The 17,323-nt window shown below is 47.6% G+C and carries 27 protein-coding genes; 20 read left to right on the top strand and 7 right to left on the bottom strand.

Going from position 1 to position 17,323, the window contains the following annotated elements; all coding sequences use genetic code 11:
- Positions 1-16 precede the first annotated feature (16 nt).
- On the top strand, positions 17-856 hold the full coding sequence (locus tag QYZ87_03775; GenBank protein MDN4753650.1) for an ATP-binding protein: 840 nt from the start codon (positions 17-19) through the stop codon (positions 854-856).
- A gap of 240 nt (positions 857-1,096) precedes the next feature.
- Here the strand turns inward: QYZ87_03775 and QYZ87_03770 are convergent, their stop codons facing one another.
- Positions 1,097-1,507 (bottom strand): hypothetical protein, encoded by a 411-nt coding sequence (locus QYZ87_03770; GenBank protein MDN4753649.1) that lies wholly within the window; start codon positions 1,505-1,507, stop codon positions 1,097-1,099.
- A 43-nt stretch (positions 1,508-1,550) separates the two neighbouring features.
- On the opposite strand from QYZ87_03770, the gene QYZ87_03765 reads away from it, so the two are divergent.
- The 11 genes from QYZ87_03765 (at position 1,551) to QYZ87_03715 (ending at position 6,521) form a co-directional block, all read left to right on the top strand.
- Positions 1,551-1,793 (top strand): hypothetical protein, encoded by a 243-nt coding sequence (locus QYZ87_03765; GenBank protein ID MDN4753648.1) that lies wholly within the window; start codon positions 1,551-1,553, stop codon positions 1,791-1,793.
- Position 1,794: 1 nt separating this feature from the next.
- Positions 1,795-2,046 (top strand): hypothetical protein, encoded by a 252-nt coding sequence (locus QYZ87_03760; GenBank protein ID MDN4753647.1) that lies wholly within the window; start codon positions 1,795-1,797, stop codon positions 2,044-2,046.
- Positions 2,043-2,969 (top strand): recombinase family protein, encoded by a 927-nt coding sequence (locus tag QYZ87_03755; GenBank protein MDN4753646.1) that lies wholly within the window; start codon positions 2,043-2,045, stop codon positions 2,967-2,969. Before QYZ87_03760 ends, QYZ87_03755 begins: the two co-directional genes overlap by 4 nt.
- Before the next feature lie 125 nt (positions 2,970-3,094).
- Positions 3,095-3,715, top strand: coding sequence for a hypothetical protein (locus QYZ87_03750; protein MDN4753645.1), 621 nt, complete (start codon positions 3,095-3,097; stop codon positions 3,713-3,715).
- An 11-nt stretch (positions 3,716-3,726) separates the two neighbouring features.
- Positions 3,727-4,095 (top strand): hypothetical protein, encoded by a 369-nt coding sequence (locus tag QYZ87_03745; GenBank protein ID MDN4753644.1) that lies wholly within the window; start codon positions 3,727-3,729, stop codon positions 4,093-4,095.
- Positions 4,095-4,601 carry a hypothetical protein gene (locus tag QYZ87_03740; protein MDN4753643.1) on the top strand — a complete coding sequence of 169 codons (507 nt, stop codon included), beginning with the start codon at positions 4,095-4,097 and terminating at the stop codon, positions 4,599-4,601. The genes QYZ87_03745 and QYZ87_03740 overlap by 1 nt, the downstream gene beginning before the upstream one ends.
- A gap of 20 nt (positions 4,602-4,621) precedes the next feature.
- On the top strand, positions 4,622-5,284 hold the full coding sequence (locus QYZ87_03735) for a DUF3164 family protein (protein ID MDN4753642.1): 663 nt from the start codon (positions 4,622-4,624) through the stop codon (positions 5,282-5,284).
- A 16-nt stretch (positions 5,285-5,300) separates the two neighbouring features.
- Complete coding sequence (locus tag QYZ87_03730) at positions 5,301-5,513, top strand: hypothetical protein (protein MDN4753641.1); 213 nt, start codon at positions 5,301-5,303, stop codon at positions 5,511-5,513.
- Positions 5,514-5,604: 91 nt separating this feature from the next.
- Positions 5,605-5,811: a hypothetical protein gene (locus tag QYZ87_03725; protein MDN4753640.1), complete on the top strand. Its 207-nt coding sequence runs from the start codon at positions 5,605-5,607 to the stop codon at positions 5,809-5,811.
- Entirely contained in the window at positions 5,780-6,175 is a 396-nt protein-coding gene (locus QYZ87_03720) for a hypothetical protein (protein ID MDN4753639.1), read from the top strand. The genes QYZ87_03725 and QYZ87_03720 overlap by 32 nt, the downstream gene beginning before the upstream one ends.
- Before the next feature lie 118 nt (positions 6,176-6,293).
- Positions 6,294-6,521, top strand: a complete 228-nt coding sequence (locus tag QYZ87_03715; GenBank protein ID MDN4753638.1) for a hypothetical protein — start codon at positions 6,294-6,296, stop codon at positions 6,519-6,521.
- On the opposite strand, the gene QYZ87_03710 is transcribed toward QYZ87_03715, so the two are convergent.
- From QYZ87_03710 to QYZ87_03685, 6 genes are all read right to left on the bottom strand, one after another.
- Positions 6,522-6,953: a hypothetical protein gene (locus QYZ87_03710; protein ID MDN4753637.1), complete on the bottom strand. Its 432-nt coding sequence runs from the start codon at positions 6,951-6,953 to the stop codon at positions 6,522-6,524.
- Positions 6,950-7,447, bottom strand: a complete 498-nt coding sequence (locus tag QYZ87_03705) for a phage virion morphogenesis protein (protein MDN4753636.1) — start codon at positions 7,445-7,447, stop codon at positions 6,950-6,952. Before QYZ87_03705 ends, QYZ87_03710 begins: the two co-directional genes overlap by 4 nt.
- Positions 7,448-7,562: 115 nt before the next feature.
- Positions 7,563-10,058 (bottom strand): DUF935 family protein, encoded by a 2,496-nt coding sequence (locus QYZ87_03700; GenBank protein MDN4753635.1) that lies wholly within the window; start codon positions 10,056-10,058, stop codon positions 7,563-7,565.
- A 1-nt stretch (position 10,059) separates the two neighbouring features.
- Complete coding sequence (locus QYZ87_03695; protein MDN4753634.1) at positions 10,060-10,461, bottom strand: DUF1320 family protein; 402 nt, start codon at positions 10,459-10,461, stop codon at positions 10,060-10,062.
- 22 nt (positions 10,462-10,483) lie between these two features.
- Positions 10,484-12,028, bottom strand: coding sequence for a hypothetical protein (locus QYZ87_03690; protein MDN4753633.1), 1,545 nt, complete (start codon positions 12,026-12,028; stop codon positions 10,484-10,486).
- A 3-nt stretch (positions 12,029-12,031) separates the two neighbouring features.
- Positions 12,032-12,475: a helix-turn-helix domain-containing protein gene (locus QYZ87_03685; GenBank protein ID MDN4753632.1), complete on the bottom strand. Its 444-nt coding sequence runs from the start codon at positions 12,473-12,475 to the stop codon at positions 12,032-12,034.
- 131 nt (positions 12,476-12,606) lie between these two features.
- Between QYZ87_03685 and QYZ87_03680 the strand changes: the two genes are divergently transcribed.
- From QYZ87_03680 to QYZ87_03645, 8 genes are read left to right on the top strand one after another with little or no spacing between them, the layout of a single operon-like run.
- The gene (locus QYZ87_03680) at positions 12,607-13,575 is read left to right on the top strand and encodes an HK97 family phage prohead protease (protein MDN4753631.1); all 969 of its coding nucleotides are present in this window, start codon (positions 12,607-12,609) and stop codon (positions 13,573-13,575) included.
- A 25-nt stretch (positions 13,576-13,600) separates the two neighbouring features.
- Positions 13,601-14,497 carry a hypothetical protein gene (locus QYZ87_03675; protein ID MDN4753630.1) on the top strand — a complete coding sequence of 299 codons (897 nt, stop codon included), beginning with the start codon at positions 13,601-13,603 and terminating at the stop codon, positions 14,495-14,497.
- Between the two features lie 4 nt (positions 14,498-14,501).
- Positions 14,502-14,909, top strand: coding sequence for a structural protein P5 (locus QYZ87_03670; GenBank protein MDN4753629.1), 408 nt, complete (start codon positions 14,502-14,504; stop codon positions 14,907-14,909).
- Between the two features lie 49 nt (positions 14,910-14,958).
- A complete protein-coding gene (locus QYZ87_03665; GenBank protein ID MDN4753628.1) occupies positions 14,959-15,288 on the top strand; it encodes a hypothetical protein in 330 nt (109 codons plus the stop codon).
- Positions 15,281-15,733: a hypothetical protein gene (locus tag QYZ87_03660; GenBank protein MDN4753627.1), complete on the top strand. Its 453-nt coding sequence runs from the start codon at positions 15,281-15,283 to the stop codon at positions 15,731-15,733. The genes QYZ87_03665 and QYZ87_03660 overlap by 8 nt, the downstream gene beginning before the upstream one ends.
- Before the next feature lie 51 nt (positions 15,734-15,784).
- Positions 15,785-16,240, top strand: coding sequence for a hypothetical protein (locus tag QYZ87_03655; protein MDN4753626.1), 456 nt, complete (start codon positions 15,785-15,787; stop codon positions 16,238-16,240).
- A 27-nt stretch (positions 16,241-16,267) separates the two neighbouring features.
- On the top strand, positions 16,268-16,795 hold the full coding sequence (locus QYZ87_03650; protein ID MDN4753625.1) for a hypothetical protein: 528 nt from the start codon (positions 16,268-16,270) through the stop codon (positions 16,793-16,795).
- 3 nt (positions 16,796-16,798) lie between these two features.
- On the top strand, positions 16,799-17,317 hold the full coding sequence (locus QYZ87_03645) for a hypothetical protein (protein MDN4753624.1): 519 nt from the start codon (positions 16,799-16,801) through the stop codon (positions 17,315-17,317).
- Positions 17,318-17,323: the final 6 nt, after the last annotated feature.

Here is a 17,323-nt window from a genome sequence, read left to right as displayed (position 1 = left end):
AACATTACTACTAATTATGAATAAAGAACTTATTAGAACTAAACTTAAAGAGCTGGTGTCCCGACTAGGCTCACAGCGAAAGGCCGCTAACCACCTCGCTATCGGTACCACCACCGTTGGCGACATTATCCGAGGCAATAGAGATGAGGTGATATCGGATGAGATGTGGAGTAGCCTATACGCTAAGCTCTGCACCAAGAGCGATGGATGGGTGGAGGTGGAGACTGCTGCATATCAGGAGATATGTGCCGTCATAAAGGACTCACAAGATAAATCAAGCTGTACTTGGTTGGTGGCTGACGCTGGAGCAGGTAAAAGCACTACTGCCCGCAATTACTCTGCCCGCAATGCCAATGCCGTATATGTGTTGTGTAGCGAAGATATGAAGCGTTCTGATTTTTTGGATGCTTGTCTATCCGCCCTCGGTGAGAAGAGTGTGGAGAGTGGTTTGCGGGCCCGACTTGAATTTTTGATTGAGGTGCTTAGGAATAAAAATAACCCAGTCTTGATACTCGACGAAGCCGACAAGCTGATCGATAGCATCTTGCTCTATTGTGTGACCATTTATAATTACCTCGAGGGGCATTGCGGTATCGTCATGCTCAGCACCGACTACATTGAAAAGCGTATGAATAGCGGGCTAAGACATAACAAACGAGGGTATAACGAACTGCACTCGAGGATCGGTCGGCGATTTTATGTGGTGGACAAAACCACTCCGAGCGATATCTACGGTATCTGCAAGGCGAATGGCATCCTCGATGACTGCACCATCAATAGCGTGATTAGAGATGCCGAGCAATTTGATTTTGACCTGCGACGAGTAAAGAAGTGTGTGTTGAAGTTAAGGGCGTGAGTAACGGTGTGTACAAACGGAGAAATCCGTGTGTACAAACGGATTTACCCGTTTATAGAAACTGATTAACCCGCATTTATAAATGTTGAACTCCAAGAAAAATATAAAACTCTCCGAGAGCGTGAAAAAACTCTCCGAGAAAAAAGAAGTGAATTATGGATATTAAAGTAATACAGACGAACGAAAGAACAGAGGTAAATATATCAGCGATAAGTGCTGATGACTCTAAAACAATTGATTTTATATTGAAGGTAATAGAGGGGTGCCGTCCAATCGCAAGTCCAGATTTGAGACCTCAACATTATCCTTCGGCATGCAATACTGAAGGGACGCGTGTAGCTGCTCCATTAGGGCCGACATTCGATAGGCTTTACTTTGATTCTCGACCTGTATTTCCACATCAATGTCCCAACAATGAAAGTGCGTGCACTCTCTTGAAAAACGTGGATGTATCTCGTCCTCAGGAGCAGAGCGAAAATCAAAAGCCCAGTTCTTGTACCCAACCTGTAGAAGTTCAGGGTCAAAACCAAAGAGCTCAAGGATGTAGCGGAAGCCCTGAAGGGTCTGCTTTAGTAGATGAACATCTTCGGAAGAGAGCTCGGACGCACCTCCTGAGACATAAACCTCTGTAAACATACTTAATTGTACCATGGTGAATTTGTTTTAGTTAATAATGCTACAAAGATAGTGAATTATGAGTAAGCAAGCATTATCGGTGAGTCAGGTGCTCAATCAGAAGCTGGAAACCTTTGAGCTGTCAGAGGAGTGGCAAGCCTTTTTCGGCAAGCCAGAGCAGTGTGGAACTTGGATTATATGGGGAAAGTCAGGAAATGGAATAACAAATGAATCAACTATCAATAATGTGATTAGAGATGCAGAGCAATTTGATTTTGATTTGAGGCGGGTGAAAAAGTGTGTGTTGAAACTTAGGGCGTGATATGGAGTTGGATTGGGGCTTAGCGAAAAAAGAGTTTAATCGGTGCTTTCCAGAGATCGCACACGAGCTAGGAAGTATCAACTATATAGATATACAACTAACAAAAATGCATAAAAGACCAGTCTTTGATATCGTTAAAGTGATAGAAAGGCTTGAAAAGGTGGGTGCCTTAAAAGAGGATGAGAGTCTTGCAGATTATGCAAATAAAAGACCTAACAACGAAGAAAAAATAAAAGAAATACTAGGATTATGATATACGGTTATTTAAGAGTGAGCTCTTCGGAGCAGGATATAAATAGTCAAAAGCAGGGGGTTGATGAATACGCGAAGGATAAGGGGTGGGTTATTGATGAGTATGTAGTGGATGATGGCGTATCAGGTGGTGTTGATTACGCAAAAAGACACTTAGGGGAGCTTCTTAATCAAATGGAGGCGGGTGATATACTCATTTCTAGCGAGATCAGTAGGCTCGGTAGAAATCTCTTAATGGTAATGGAGATCCTGAATAAAGTGATGAAATTGGGAGGGGAAATTCACACTGTAAAGGAGGGGTATCACATGGGTAATGACATTCAATCTAAGGTACTTGCATTTGCGTTTGGATTGGCATCCGAGATTGAGAGACAGCTCATACAGCAAAGAACGCTGGAAGGTTTGGCACTACGAAAAAAGATGGGAGTGTTATTAGGACGCCCTCCACGAAAAAATTCGGGTACGTTTACGAATGCAAAACACGTAGAGGAGAAAAAGGATACGATTGTGACACTCTACAGATATGGGGTGTCTATCAACGAAATATATAGAGTTACAGGAATTGATAGAGCTACGATTTCTCGAAGTCTCGTCCTTTGGAAAGTTCATAAAAATTGGGAACAACTTTATGATGCCCGACAGAAGAGATGGGAGGAGGAGATGGAGCGTAAGCGACTACTCTCAGAGGCTCCAGAGATTGATACTAATAGGCTTAAAGTGCTTATCGAGTCAAATATGACGTTACCTGAGATAGCAGCAACTATGCCAGAGTACACTTACGATCAGGTCTACTATACTGTGCAGGGTTCACGAGAGCTTCATCTACTATATCGCGATCATGGGCATAAGAGATTAGCGAAGGAAGCAAATAAAATAAACAAGTTATTAAAAGATGAGTGGGAAAATGCTAAAGCATCAGTATAGAATGCTGAAATGTATGGTGAATAGCATCAGGAAGGCATCCGCGTCTATTAGCGGATTTATTGGGAAGTACTAACGGATTTATCCGCGACTATAAACGGATAAATCGGACGATATAGGAGAATAATATGGCAAAGCAAGCATTATCGGTGAGTCAGGTGCTCAATCAGAAGCTGGAAACCTTTGAGCTGTCAGAGGAGTGGCAAGCCTTTTTCGGCAAGCCAGAGCAGTGTGGCACTTGGATTATATGGGGCAAGAGTGGCAATGGCAAGAGTTCGTTTACGATGATGCTCGCCAAGGAGCTCTGCAAGTATGGCATTGTGCTATTTAACTCGCTGGAGGAGGGCACAGGCCTCACCATGGCGAACACCCTCAAGCGATTTGGGATGATGGAGGTGAACGGCTCCCTACGAATTATCAGCGAAAGTATGGAGGAGCTCGGAGAGCGACTCGAGAAAAAGCGGAGCCCACGCATCGTGATTATCGACTCCTTTCAATACACCCGCATGAGTTATATCGATTACATCCAGTTCAAGGAGCGTTTCCCGAAGCACCTGCTTATTTTCATCAGCCATGCCAGTGGCAATAACCCAGCAGGCAACGAAGCAGTGAGTGTGATGTACGATGCCTCCTTAAAGATATGGGTGGAAGGGTATAGGGCTTTCAGTAAGGGCCGCTTTATCGGTGAGCGAGGCGAGTTCGACATTTGGAAGGAGAAGGCAGAGATTTATTGGGGAAAAGAGCAATAAAAAAGGAAACGATGAATAGTATAGAAGAAAGAACAGTGTACAACAGCCGTCTGCGGATTATGCACGAGAGAAAGAAAATGAAGTTATCCTTTGCTGAACTAAGAAGTGTGGCGATGGTCACACTGATAGCTGTCTCCTTTTTCGAGGCGAGAAAGGGACTCACTCAGGAAGAGGAGGGAAAATTCTTCAACCTGGTGCAACTATCACAGAGACTCGGGCAACGTCTCCTGAGTCAGAAGGAAAAGTACACTATCAGTATGAATTACTCTGAGGTGGCGACTATGGCGATGGTCTATCGGATGGTGACAGGAGTGATGATGGGGCCTTACGATAGGATGGTGGCCTACACTGTCAGTGAACAACTAAATATAAGAGGGTAATGAGAGGATATAGCGACATCTGGGCGATGATTAATAAGCTAGCAGGAGAGCTGGAAGCAGAGGAGCTTAAACGTGTGATGTGCGAAAGTGTTTCCGATGGGAGGACAAATAGTTTGCGTGAGCTCACAGGTGGTGAGCTCGTGAAGCTCAGGGCAGAACTGAGAAAGCAGACAGGCTTCAAGCCTTCCAAAGCCAATCCCGAAAAGAGGCGTAAACGCTCGGCTGTGCTTAAGCTACTGAAAAGCTATGGCATCGATACGAGCGACTGGGAGGCAGTGAATCGCTTCGTAAGTCAGTCGCGAATTGCGGGCAAGGAGTTCCACCAGCTCAATGAGGAGGAGCTCGAAAAACTCAGACGAAAGATGTACGCGATCAACCGAAAGAAGAAGAAAGAAAAAGAGGAGGAGGTGACCGTGGTGGAGCCCCAAAAGGATAAAAAGAGGAAGTGCGTCTATTACACGAATGTGACTACGGCACAAATGATAAAAAGAGGTAATTATAATTAACAATCAAATATGATATAACAATGAGTACCATGACAGAGCAAGAGAGAAAAGAATTTGAGGAGTACAAGGCGTGGAAAAAGAAGAAAGAGGAGGAGAACACTCGTCAGCAGAACCGCGACGCCTATCGTGAACTAGTCGATGAGACGTTACAGGCCGTGGTGCCAAGCCTTCAGCAGGTCAGTGATGGGCTAGGCATGAGCAAGGAACGAGTATTTCAGCAGTTCGAGGAGCTGATTCGCATGAAAGGCGATGTACTGGGCTTGGTCAGCGAGGGGCAGCGCTCACACACTTTCACCAATTCCGATAGCACCATGAGGGTAACTCTTGGTTATCACACTATCGACGGATACCGTGACACAGTGGACGACGGTATTCAGATGGTCCGAAAGTACCTAGAGAGCCTAGTGGGCGATGACAAGAGCAAAGCCCTGGTGGATATGGTATTCCGATTACTTTCTAAGGACAGTAAGGGGAATCTCAAAGCTAGTCGAGTGATTCAGCTGAGACGTATCGCCGAAGAAACAAAATCGGAGGAGTTCCTGGAAGCCGTGAAGATCATTGAGGAAAGCTATTTACCTACCCTTTCGAAGCGATACATTCGCTGCGAAATCAAAGATGACCATAACGGCTGGACAACAGTCCCCTTATCCATGACAGAAGTGGGCGAAGTGAGTGAAATGTAAGGAAAATGTAACTGTTATGGGTAATATTGAAATAAGTAACAATCAGCGTACGACAAGTAGTCATATCGATTCGCCGAAACGTAATAAGAAGGAGTACCTCCTTCATCTGTGGGAAATCAATCGTCCATATTACTCAGCGCAAGAAACTCTTAATTTGATTGCGCCAAGGGCGAAATATCGCAATAGCGAGGCTAAGATAATCATAAAGGATGAGAATATGTTTTGGTAATTAACATGAGGGGGTGAAATGCAGTGGCATCAACCTAGGGAGCAAAGCAGCAAAAAATCACTCCTGGCACCCCCTCAATATTATAAACGATATGGAAAAAGATAGGAATAGCATAGAAGCGATTAGGGCGGACCTTTCATTTATAAATGATATGCAGACCTCGTTAAGAAATGCGGATTATGAGGCTGTGACGGTCAGCTTAAGCGACTGGAAAAGTGAGTTAAGAGACAGATTGAGAGAGAAACAAAGGGAGGTTGAAGATGAGTATGAGGAAGATGGTAATAGCAGTAGATTTTGATGGCGTAATAAATGCCAGCCCATACCCAGAAGTTGGAGTAGTGGTGAATGGTGCAAGGGATGCCATGCAGGAGCTGAAGAGGCGGGGGCATCATCTTATTATATGGACGTGCAGAGAGGGGCAAGATCAGACCGATGCCATTAACTTTTTGCTGGAGAAGGGTATCCCCTTTGACAACATCAATTGTAACGCTCGAGAGAACTTCGAGCAGTATTCGAATGACAGCCGAAAGATCAGTGCAGATCTCTACATTGATGATCGTAACCTCGGTGGCTTCCCCGGCTGGAAGGAGGCTCTAAGGCTCATCGATGAGGGCACGAACGAGGAAAAATGCAACCCCTATGAGGGATGTTTTGGATATTAATAATTTCTTTTTTTCATAATTGTAAAGTGATTAATGAGGAGTGGGATATGCCGTGAGGCACGTCCCACTCTGCTTTTTGCTGAATAAACGTTATATTTGTGAGAAGAAGGTAGATGGGATGGGAAAAGTACACAGAAATACACGTAAGATGTCGCTGATCATACAAGAGATTGTGGAGGCGAACTATGAGCCAGGTCGGCAAGATCGCTCCAAAGAGTGGGTGTACCGCTCTATTGTCCAACACATCTACCCGATGAGCCGCCGCACCTTCTACCGCTACTTACAGCGGGCTAAAGAGAGCGAAAGCAATCCAACGATGCCACGCCAACGTTCGCTCTTTGATTAACTACTGTTTAAAGGTTGTTTCAAAGTCTATCCGATAGACAAATAAACCATTGCTCTGACGCTCCCTCTCCTGACTGATACGAGAGAGAGGACTAAAGGTTTCTTCGCCTGTATATCCCTGCAGGCACTCCCGCACCTCCTCCACAAGGTCGTAAATCTGTAGTGACCTCGACCGCTGCGATTGGTGCGCTGCAGTTCGCATAGCGGTATCGTCAGCGATACGGACTGTTACCCTCGCATTGCAGAGCTGGGAGACCTCAGTAATGTCCTGCTGGCGGTTCACAGAAATAGTAATAAGTGCGGCTGGGTAGGCGATGGGTGGTCGCTTGGTCTCCGCGAAGCCCACTTCGAGCTGCCCCGTATCCATGTCGATGTATTTAAGCTGAGTGATGGTCTGTAGTTGCCCGAGGAGGGCGGTGTAAATTGCTTTCATTTCTTTACGATGTCTAATATTTTACTATATATTTTCTCTTCGATTTTACGCATGAGCACCTTGCTACGCCCTATAAATGGGCGTGTTGGCATGGTGAATGGCTTTTTGCCGTAGATCTTTGCTGGTTGGCCGTACTGATGCACCGCAGCGTAAGGAGCACTATTCGAGACCCGCACCCCATCAGGTAGGTAGGTGTATCGGATAGAGTTTTTGAGGAGCCCCGTTTCGCCATTCAGGATGGGTGCGCTGGTCCGCTCTGGACTAAACTTCCCCGTTTGCCCAGAGTGCCCATACCAGGGCGATTCGGGCTTCCGTCGCTCCACCTCCTTCCAAGGGTTGAGCGTTTCATCGGTAAAGCCCTCATCCTCGAAGCTTCGCTTGAAGTGTGCTACAGCTTCCGTGCCCACAATATCCTTTACCGCCTGCGAGCGGATAAACTCTTGTAGCTGCTTATTCTTCGTCTCGATTACTACTGCAAACTCCTGAATATCCATTGTTTGTTCATATTAAATTGTTTACGTACCTTTGTGGTGAGAAATCAAAGAAGTGGTGATAACTGCGACCCCTGGCGACGAACAGAGTGGTGACGGGTTATTACCACTTTTCTTTTTATATCAGCTTTATGAAGTGGAAGACTATTTCACCCGTTTCCCGCTCTTCAAATTGCAGTTCAATGTTTCTATCCTTTCCTATCGGATTATTCCCTTTGTATTTAATTGTAAATTTATGGTAGCCTAAGACATAGTTATCCTTGCTTCTCTTTACATTTTTTTTGAACTTGTGCATGTATTCTGCGTTCAAGTACTCATCAATATTTTCAAGAACCTCTTTCTTAATGGGGTACAATTCGCCGTAACGCATATTCTCAGTGACAGAATTTCGCACGAATTTACCGAGTTTTCCCTTAAATTCAGGATAGCGAACCTCCTTGGGTCTAAGGACAGCTAAAAGTCTTTTTGTTGTTTCTTTAGAGTCTAATTTTTGTACATGCTCTTCCCTTGCCTGCTGGTGCATCTGGCAGAGCTCGTCGCCAGAGCCACTTGACACCAGTCCTTGTCGGCGGCACTCGGGGCAGGTGGCTACGCCCTTGCCCTTGAGGTATGGGTGTTCGTTAAGCTTAACGAACTCGGCAGTTTTGCCTGGATTGTTTTGGAATGTTGGAGGTATCATTTGGGTGATCTTAGGCACACCCGTTGCAGGCTTATCTGTAGGGCGGAAGCTGCATTGGCAATTCCAGTCCCACGGCGGAAGGTAGATATCCCAAAATGGGTCCTCTATCGGTAGAATGGTTCCAACTAATTCGAGGTGCTCATCTCGTTTATCACGAGCACTACTGATGAGGTACTCCAGATTAGGATAAGTGTCCTTCGAGCGGAGGGCATCTTGGTAGTTGGCGGCAGAGCGGGCTGAGCGTACGGCGGTATTGTACTCGGTACGCAACCACTGTTCATTCCACTGGATATTGACCGCCTTAACGGCCTTGCGAAACTCTCTAAATGAGCGTAGATTGCCCTCCTCATCAAGGAGCATAGATACCAATAGCTTCTGCTCGGCATGCGCCTTAAAGGCTGCAAAAACGCCCGTATTGTACTTAAACTGGTCGAGGAAGCCCTGCTCAGGCTTTCCAAACTCAGGCGATGCGAATGCAGAGTCCACCGCATGCTGGAGAGGATCATTGGTTACTCTAAAAAGCGATGGAGAGAGGGTCTTCTTGGACTCTTCCACAAGTGCTTCCCCATATACCTCCTTGAGTGCCTCCTCAAAGAGTTTGTCGATATTGATGGAGTAGTCGTCAGCAAGTTGAATGTTCCCCGTAATAGAGTGCTTCAATTTCAGCCACCAAGGCGTCCGAACTTTCTGGGCTTTTTTTTTTGAAGCTGCAAGAGTTACATCATGCAGCTTTTTATCGGGTTGCTCTTCCTTTTTTGGCTCCTTCGGCTCCTCTTCTTCAGGCTTTTCCTCCTCTTGCTTTGGCTCCTCCTTTTTGCCTGTGGTTGGCTCGTCTCCATCTGGTGCAGGTATGCCGTATCGGTCCCGTAGGTAGCTCTCAGGTATCGCCATTAGTGTAGAGAGCTGCACCAAGTCATTCACCGATGTTTGCTCCACGGAGCTTGGGAAGACAAATCGACCTCCACTGACGGGCAATCCTCGCTCCTCAAGGAAAGGTAACACCTGACTATTGAGTATTCGCTGCACATACTTCTGGTCGCTCTTAAATAGCGACTCCTCCACCTCCATGTGCACCTCACCCAGCGAGCGTGCCCCCTTATCCCCTGCAATGGTGGTGAGCGTTTGCCCCAGCAGGCTAATCAATATCTCCTCATTACAAGCCTTGCGGAATTGGTCAAAGCTGATACCATTGGTGGCTTTGGTCTCCCGAATATCTATCTCCGCACCGTCAGGCACCACCATATAGGCAGCAGATCCAGCTTGTTCCAAAGCCTGCTCGAGTACCCGTCGTGAGGCTTGGTCGTAAGAGTTGTATTTACCGATACGCATCGGCATGCCGAATAACTCTATCCACTGTGCCCAGTCGCCAAAGCCCCCTCGCTTAAAGATAGCATACGGGATGCCTTTGAGGATTAGCCCCCAGTAGCGTGGCTTACCGCAAACGATCAGCGAGCGCTCCCCCTCGTAGGGGATTACCTTTTCTTCGTTGGCGAGGTCGATGATGATACCCTTCCGCTCCAAGGAGATGTGCTTGGTAGGGATGGCAGAAGTTACAAGCCCATCGTCATTAAAGCTCAGCTCCGCAGCAGAGCGGCCATAAAACCTTGACTTGGCAATCTCCTTGAGTAGGTCCTCCCAAGCAATTGTATCCATCAGGTCATCCATCACCTCTACAGGTTTGCCCTTGCTATCTGCAAACACCAAATCGGCCAGAGCCACTGCATTGGTACGCTTATCCACCCCATGCGATAGGTAGGGGTCGAGCAGCATATCATCATACATATCATAGAGGGTGGATGGGCGACCGTAGTCAGCACTACGTAGTGCCGAGCGCCAAGCACTTGCCTCCCACACATTTCTACGGATGGGCTTAATCACCAAATCTTGTATCACGGTGCCAGTCTGAGCTGGTTTTTTACTCTTTTTCTTTGCCATATCAATAGTGGTTATTGCGTTTAGGGTTGGATCCAAATAGATAAGTGGTAGGCTGGTCGGGCTCACCATCGCCATCCTCGTCAGGCATCGGGAGGTCTGGGCTTACATCACCCTTTTGCACCGCCTTGAGCCAGTCGATGGCACGGGCATACCTGCCGTGTCTAAAATCGAGGTCGCTTCCCACATTGCAGAGCGTTAGGAAGTGCCAAGCCGCAATATCTTTTGCGAAGGTCAAAAGTAGTGCATTACGCTCCTTGCCTTCCGCACTGAAGATGGCTTCTCGGTCATATTTCCCGAGGTAGCTCCGTATCTCTGCCGTGGCGGTATCGATCGCCGCCAGCATGATGGTGTCATCACCACCACTGATTAGGTCCACATCCTCCTTATAGAGGTGTGTTTTCATCTCTTCGATTGTTATATACATCTCAATACCTTTTACTATTTCTGCGAGCTCCTCCGATGATGATAGCATCGGTCGATACACTCGATAATTTTACATTGGTTTGGAAAATCGCACCCTCCAAGCAGTCGGGTCCATCGGCAGGGGCGGGAAGACCTGGCGATACTGCCAGCATCTGCTCTTCGAGTCGCTGCATGTTGGGATTACCCGATTCGTCGATATTAAATACCAACCTCGATTGTCTATTGAGCGGTTCCAGCGTTGCTTCTATGCGGGCGTACTTATCGCCCTTGCGGGTGCCATCGGTGATAATAGGTATCATGCCACCTTGCTTCTCTCCGAGCTCTACAGCCAATGGCTGAAGCACTTGCTCCCACACAGGATCCTGCAGGGAGTTATTCTCGATGAAGTAATAGACCACCGTCTTACCACCATACTTCGCCCTCATATCGTAGTACCATTGGATAAAATCACTATTTTTGGTTTGCTCGAGGCAAGCGTCATAGACGTAATATTTACCCGCTTGATAACCTACAGCGATGACTGCCTTATGCGACGCTCCCTTGGCTTTTCTCCCGCTCTTATTGCTCGGTGAGGGGTCACCGTACACCACGATAAATGGGAGCGACTTCATGGGAGGGCACTTTGCCCAGGTGATTTCCTTGAATACTTCCCCCTCGGTAATCGGGTTATTGTAGTACTCCTTCTGTATCGCCACCATAGACATGATGGATAGAGCTTGATCAATGTCCTCCTCGCTATTCTTCTCTGGCCAGGAACTTTTGCCATTGGCATCACGGATATTAACAATGTCCACATAATTAGCCTTTTCCATGGCTCGGGTGATACAGCAATCCTTGGCGATGACATTTCCGCAAAAAACAACTCGGAAATTGCCACTTATAGATCGTGTAGGTATCAGAGCCTCCTCGATCCACTTCCACTTGGTCTTGATGCGGTCGGGATTTCGGCACTCCTCATCCGTATCGATATCATCGATGAGGATGCAGTCAGGGCGTGCCGCTTCATTGCGTGTACCACGAGGGGATTGGCCCGCACCTATCGCCCTAAAGCTCACCCCGCCATTGGTGGTAAATTCGCCCTCCTCCCATGCACCTATTTTGGCTTGCTGTCCGTAGTCATTAATGATACGCTGATTGTACTCGAGCGTAATCTGATAAGGGGTGAGGAGGCGGTCGGCATTGTCCTTAGAGTTAGATACGAGGAGGATATTGCGCATCTCACCAGTTAGTGCCAGCTTGATCACCTCCATCATCGTGCGGGTGGACTTGGCGAGCTCTCTCGACCACGCCCGCACCTCGTACCATCGGGCATTGGCCATAATGCGCTTGGTGGCATCAATGTGAAACTTAGCTGGCTTGGCGGAGTAGTAAGATGGGAAGTAGTAGGCGAACCACTCCTCATCGTTTGCCTCCAGTCGCTTAATTCGCTTGTGCTTATCGCTCTCGCTCTCGGTGGTATCGACCACTGCCGAATTGAGGATGCCCAGTTTGGTCTCCTCCCACTCTTGTAGCCACCTCTTATCATCTGCCGTTAGTCTCTTTGCCATAGCCTATAGTTTGCTCTTGATAAATGCGTCCATCAGCGGTATAAATCGTTTGGCAAGGTCCATATCGGTTACCCTTAGAAAACTCAGAAACTGCTGAAAGGAGCTGATGATTTCTCCCAGCCCAGTCTCCCGCTCCATCTTATCGATAGCGGCCGCAAGCTTATTGATGGCATCAGCCTCCTTGGAGTTGGCAAATCGCTCTCCCTCTGGACGATTACTGATGTTATTGTTGAGCTCCGCCACCTGTCTGTAGAGGTGCCCGAGCTGCTCCTCACGAGTTACCGTCAGGCTCGCCTGTAGGAGCTCCCAGTTCTCCCGCTTGATCCATCTGTTGACCGTAACGGGCGATACACCCACTCGCTCGGCAATCTCTACCTGCGGGAGGTGCTCTCTTGTGTATAGGAGTTTTGCCCACTCCTTCTTTTGGGCATTCGTCATTTGTGCCATAATCTCTAAATCTTTACTGCAAAATTGAGCTGAAAAAGCCCCAAAAGAAAAAAGTAGTGCCACTATGGCACTGGTTTTATGAGTGTTAGAAGGTAGTTGCCAACTTTGTGGTGTAATTAATAATAGACGCTATGGCAAAGGATAAACTGATAACATTCGTCTTGCACGACGAGACACTAAATACGCACGGGTTCCGAATGCTCACCTCTGGGGCCAACCTCGAGGAGTTTCACAAAAACCCTGTGATGCTCTGGAACCACGACAATTGGGAGCTACCTATTGGTAGGTGGGAGAACATCCGCATCGAGGGCACCAAGATTTTGGCTGATGCTAATTTTGACCTAAAAGACCCCAAGGCGGCCGAGATTGCCCGCAAGGTTGAGGCTGGATATATCAAAGCCTGTAGCATCGGTGCGTGGGCGGTGGCAAGCTCTACCGATGCATCAGTGATGCTCGCAGGACAAAAGTATGCGACGGTTACCGAGTGGGTGGTACGCGAAGCCTCTATATGCACTATCGGTGCTAATCATAATGCACTCTCAGTGGCGCTCTACGACGCCTACGGCACCAAAATCAATATGGAGAGCAGTACAGACATCGAAACGATTATAACACTAATAGATAAACCAATAACAAAAACAGAAGGTATGAATAAGCAACTACTCGAGCTGCTGAACCTTGCAGACAACTCCAATGAATCAGAGGTGTTGCAGGCGGTGCAGAAGCTCTCACAGACCAATCAGGAGCTATCAGCTGAGCTCAAGGGCATCAAGGAGAAGGAGGCAGCAGCCCTCAAGGAAGAGGCAGTCAAGCTCACCGACGAAGCCATCAAGGCAGGGAAGCTCGCAGCATCTGCCAAGGAGAGTACCCTCCAGCTCTTTGCCCTCAATCATGAGGCAGCAAAAGCGATGATAAATGGACTCCCCGAGCGACCATCCATCGCTAACCAAATCAACAACTCCGACAAAAAGGAGGACGGACTCCTCACCATGAGCTGGACGGAAATCGACAAGGCTAATAGGCTGGCGGAGCTCAAAGAGAAGTACCCCGAAGAGTACCGAGAGAAATTCAAGGAATGCTTCGGACGCGAACCAAGATAAGTAGTAATAATAAAAACAAATAGTTATGGCTTTAGAAAAAGAAATTTGGCTTAAAGATATCGAAGAGGGACTTTACCCTGACGACTCATTTGCGAGCAAGTCCAGAGATGACTCAGAGTATGTCGACCACAAGACGGTGCACATCCCAAATGCAGGAGCTCCTAGCGGAGTGGTAGAAAACAGAACTGAATTGCCTGCCAAGGTGGAGGAACGTAAGGACTACGACGTGACGTACGACCTTTCTGAGTTTACCACTAATCCTATCCGCATCTCGAATGCAGATACGGTACAGCTGTCTTATGACAAGCGACAAAGTGTGATCAGCAGTGACAAAAAGGAGCTGCATCGCAAAACTCACGAAAGCATCCTCCAAAAATGGGCCCCTGTCGGTGATTCTACGCGCATCCTGAAGACATCAGGAGCGGAAGTAGATGCTCATGTCCCAGAGGCGACAGGCAAACGTAAGGCGTTCACTAAGGACGACCTACGGAAAGTCTTTACGAAGATGAATGTGGACGAAATCCCTGCGGAAGGGAGGTACGCATTGATGGATGCAATCATGTACGATCAGTTCATCGAAAGCTTGACCGTCAAGGAGTCTGCCGCATTTTTCTCAGCAGTGGATGTCAAGAAGGGTATCGTCGGCGAGCTTTACGGCTTTAAGATCATGATGCGAAGTACTGCACTCGTCTACAATGGGTACGCATTATCCAAAACACCTGCAAAGACAGACAACGCTGGAGTACTTGCATGGCACGAGGACTATGTATCGCGCGCACTGGGAGAAGTAAAAATGTTTGGAGATGAGGATTCTCCTCTCTACTATGGTGATGTCTATGCTTTCTTGCTTCGCGCAGGTGGAGGAAAACGCCGCAACGACAAGAAGGGTGTATACGCCATCGTACAGGAGGCAATAGCGTGATGTAATGAGAGTACCTCGAGGCATAAGGAATAATAACCCTGGCAATATCCGCATCGGCAATAGCTGGCGTGGTGAGGTGCCTCCAGGTGAGCGTACAGATAGGCAGTTTGAGCAATTTATCAGCTTGGAGTACGGTTACCGTGCTCTGCTGATAACGCTCAGAACTTACATCACTAAGCACAAGCGGACGACCCTGCGGGCAATTATTACCCGCTGGGCTCCAAACAACGAAAACGATACCGAAGCCTACATCCGCCGTGCAGCTGAATACTCTGGCATCTTGCCAGGTAAGATGCTCAAGGCGACAGATAAAGTAGAGCTCTGCAAGCTGGCGTATGCGATTAGCCGTGTGGAAAATGGCAGGTACGTTGGTGATATGGCACTGATTGAACGTGCCTGGGAGATGATTTAGAAGCCCCCTAACCCCCTAAAGGGGGAATGTGAAAGAGAAAGGTTAATTAATGGATTGGAATTTACTCATAGGTACAGTACTTGGGCTGATCGGCACACCGATAGCTTGGTTCGCGGGTCGCAGGAAGGCGAATAATGACTTTCTGCGGGACCTGCAGGATAGCATCGACCTACTCTCCGAGAAAAATAAATCATTGCTTGAGGAGGTGGTGCAGCTGCGGCTTGAAAACTCACAATTGCAGGTCAACCAGCAGGAGCTGATGCGTCAGTTGGAGGCATTGCGTGAGGAGTCAGAAGCCATGAGTGCAGTGCTGAAGGAGATGAACATTTCCATCCCTCGCTCGAGACGTAGAACTACAACTATTAAAAAGGATGAATAAACGATACTTAATACTCATGGTAATGCTCATCGCCCTTGCAGGGTGCAGGGCGAAGCAACCTGTGATCCAGCAGGTGCCAATCAAGGAGACCACCCAAGTGGAGCTAAAGACAATTGAGCTACCAGGCGACTCGGTACTCATGCGAGTGCCGCTCGAACGGCTTTCAAATGGCACTCAGACATCAGGAGTGTCTGTCTCTCCTAAAGGGCTACAGCTGCTATGGCAATTAAGACAAGGTATGCTCGAGCTACAAGCGAGGCACCCTCCAGAGCGCGTCGAGTACCCCGAAACGACTACCATCAAGGAAGTACCCGTGGAAGTGGTCCGAGAGATAGAAGTGAGCCACCTACACTGGTGGCAGAAAGCCTTGATGTGGATCGGGGTAATTAGTATCATTTATATATCAATAAAAGAGGGCATGGAAAATGCTCCGAGGAAATTATAACACTCTCCGAGAGTTTATGAATACTCTCCGAGAATAAATAGTAAGTAGAATATGGCATTTGAATATAAGATAGTCCAACGAAAAAGCAAGTTGAATGGAGGGCAGCAGATACAAATGGCTACCCAGATGTCCAAAGGTAAAGTGCCTATCCGAGACATCGCAAAGAGACTTGAGCAAATTACCTCGCTTGGTCGAGGTGATGTGATGAACGTACTGACGCACCTTGGCGAGGTGGTCAGTGAGTATATGCGGTTAGGGTATAGTGTTAATCTTCACGAGCTGGGCACCTTTACCCCACGCATTTCAAGTAAGTCAGTACCCGCTGGCGAAAAGTTTACCTCTGATTACATTCGAGGTGTTAAGATGCGCTTTACTCCATCTACCTTCATCAAGGCGGAGCTTAGTAGAGTGAAATTCGAGTGCCAAGCAGATGTGTGCAAGGCACCAACGACCAGCACACCACCTAAGGAGGAAACAACCCCAGAAGAAGGAGATACAGCAATCTAATAGTAAACAGAATAAAGAGATAATAGTATGTCAACAAATAATCCAATCGCAGTATTACGCATCAAGGAGGCTTACTTCGGAGAGCCGATTACCTCCAAGGATGCCATCGCAACCACCTCATTTACCACTAAGGCACCGATGCACTTTGATGGAGATGAAGTGGGTCTTTTCCGAGATAAACCCGAAAAATTTGAAATTGGCGTACACGAAAGCGACTCGCCTATCTACATCACTTACGACGGTGTACCTTACAAGTACACTGGTAGCTTTACCTCAGTAACGAAAGCACAGATGGCGGAGCTACTGGGTGGCGAAGCGACAGAAGGTGGTGTGGAGCTATCAGCTGATGTTAAGCGCATCCACAAGTCGGTTAAGCTGGTGATGAGCGACGGCTCGGTCATCGTCGTGCCCAACGCACAGGGATTTGTAACCATGAGCGGCAAAATTGGGAAAAAGAGTGTAGTTACCTTCCCATTCGAGTTCGAGTGCCTCGGGGCATCGACAGCGTGGAATGTCGCTATGGGTATCTACGATAAGGACCCATCAACGGTATAACCTATGGACGATAGCACAATGAGTGCTCTCGACCTGATCCTCCAGCGGGGCGTGCGGTTTCGGCTGCCCGCCCCGTTTTGGAAAAAAGTGATAGGGCGAGACACGGTAAAGATTAAGCCCCCCAGTGTGGGTACCGCTCTTATGATTTTACATGAGGCGGTGATTAATGACTTGGCAGAAGAGGAGATAAGCCAACTATACGTAAATGTAATTACGCCAAAACAACTTCTCGGAGTTAAACGTATTGTAGCCATAGCGATTCTTGGCAAAGCTCAGCCGAGAGAAAGAGAATTGGCAAGATTAGTGGATAAACTTGACCAAGTACTTCTTAAAGATCTGTTGCACCTCTATAATCTTACGATGACGATGTGCAGGGGTGAAAATTTTCGGAAAGCTACTCTCTCGGTGTGGGCATTGATAAGGATGCTTCGGGTGAGGCCACAAAGCAAGACGAGTCAAGAGTCAAAGGACTCGATAGCGTCTTCGGAGTCATCGGCAAGTGGAAACGAGATAGAGGACTAACACATG

The sequence above is a fragment of the Porphyromonadaceae bacterium W3.11 genome (assembly GCA_030434245.1).
Taxonomy (GTDB): domain Bacteria; phylum Bacteroidota; class Bacteroidia; order Bacteroidales; family Porphyromonadaceae; genus Porphyromonas_A.
This window is presented reverse-complemented; position numbering and strand designations above follow the sequence as displayed.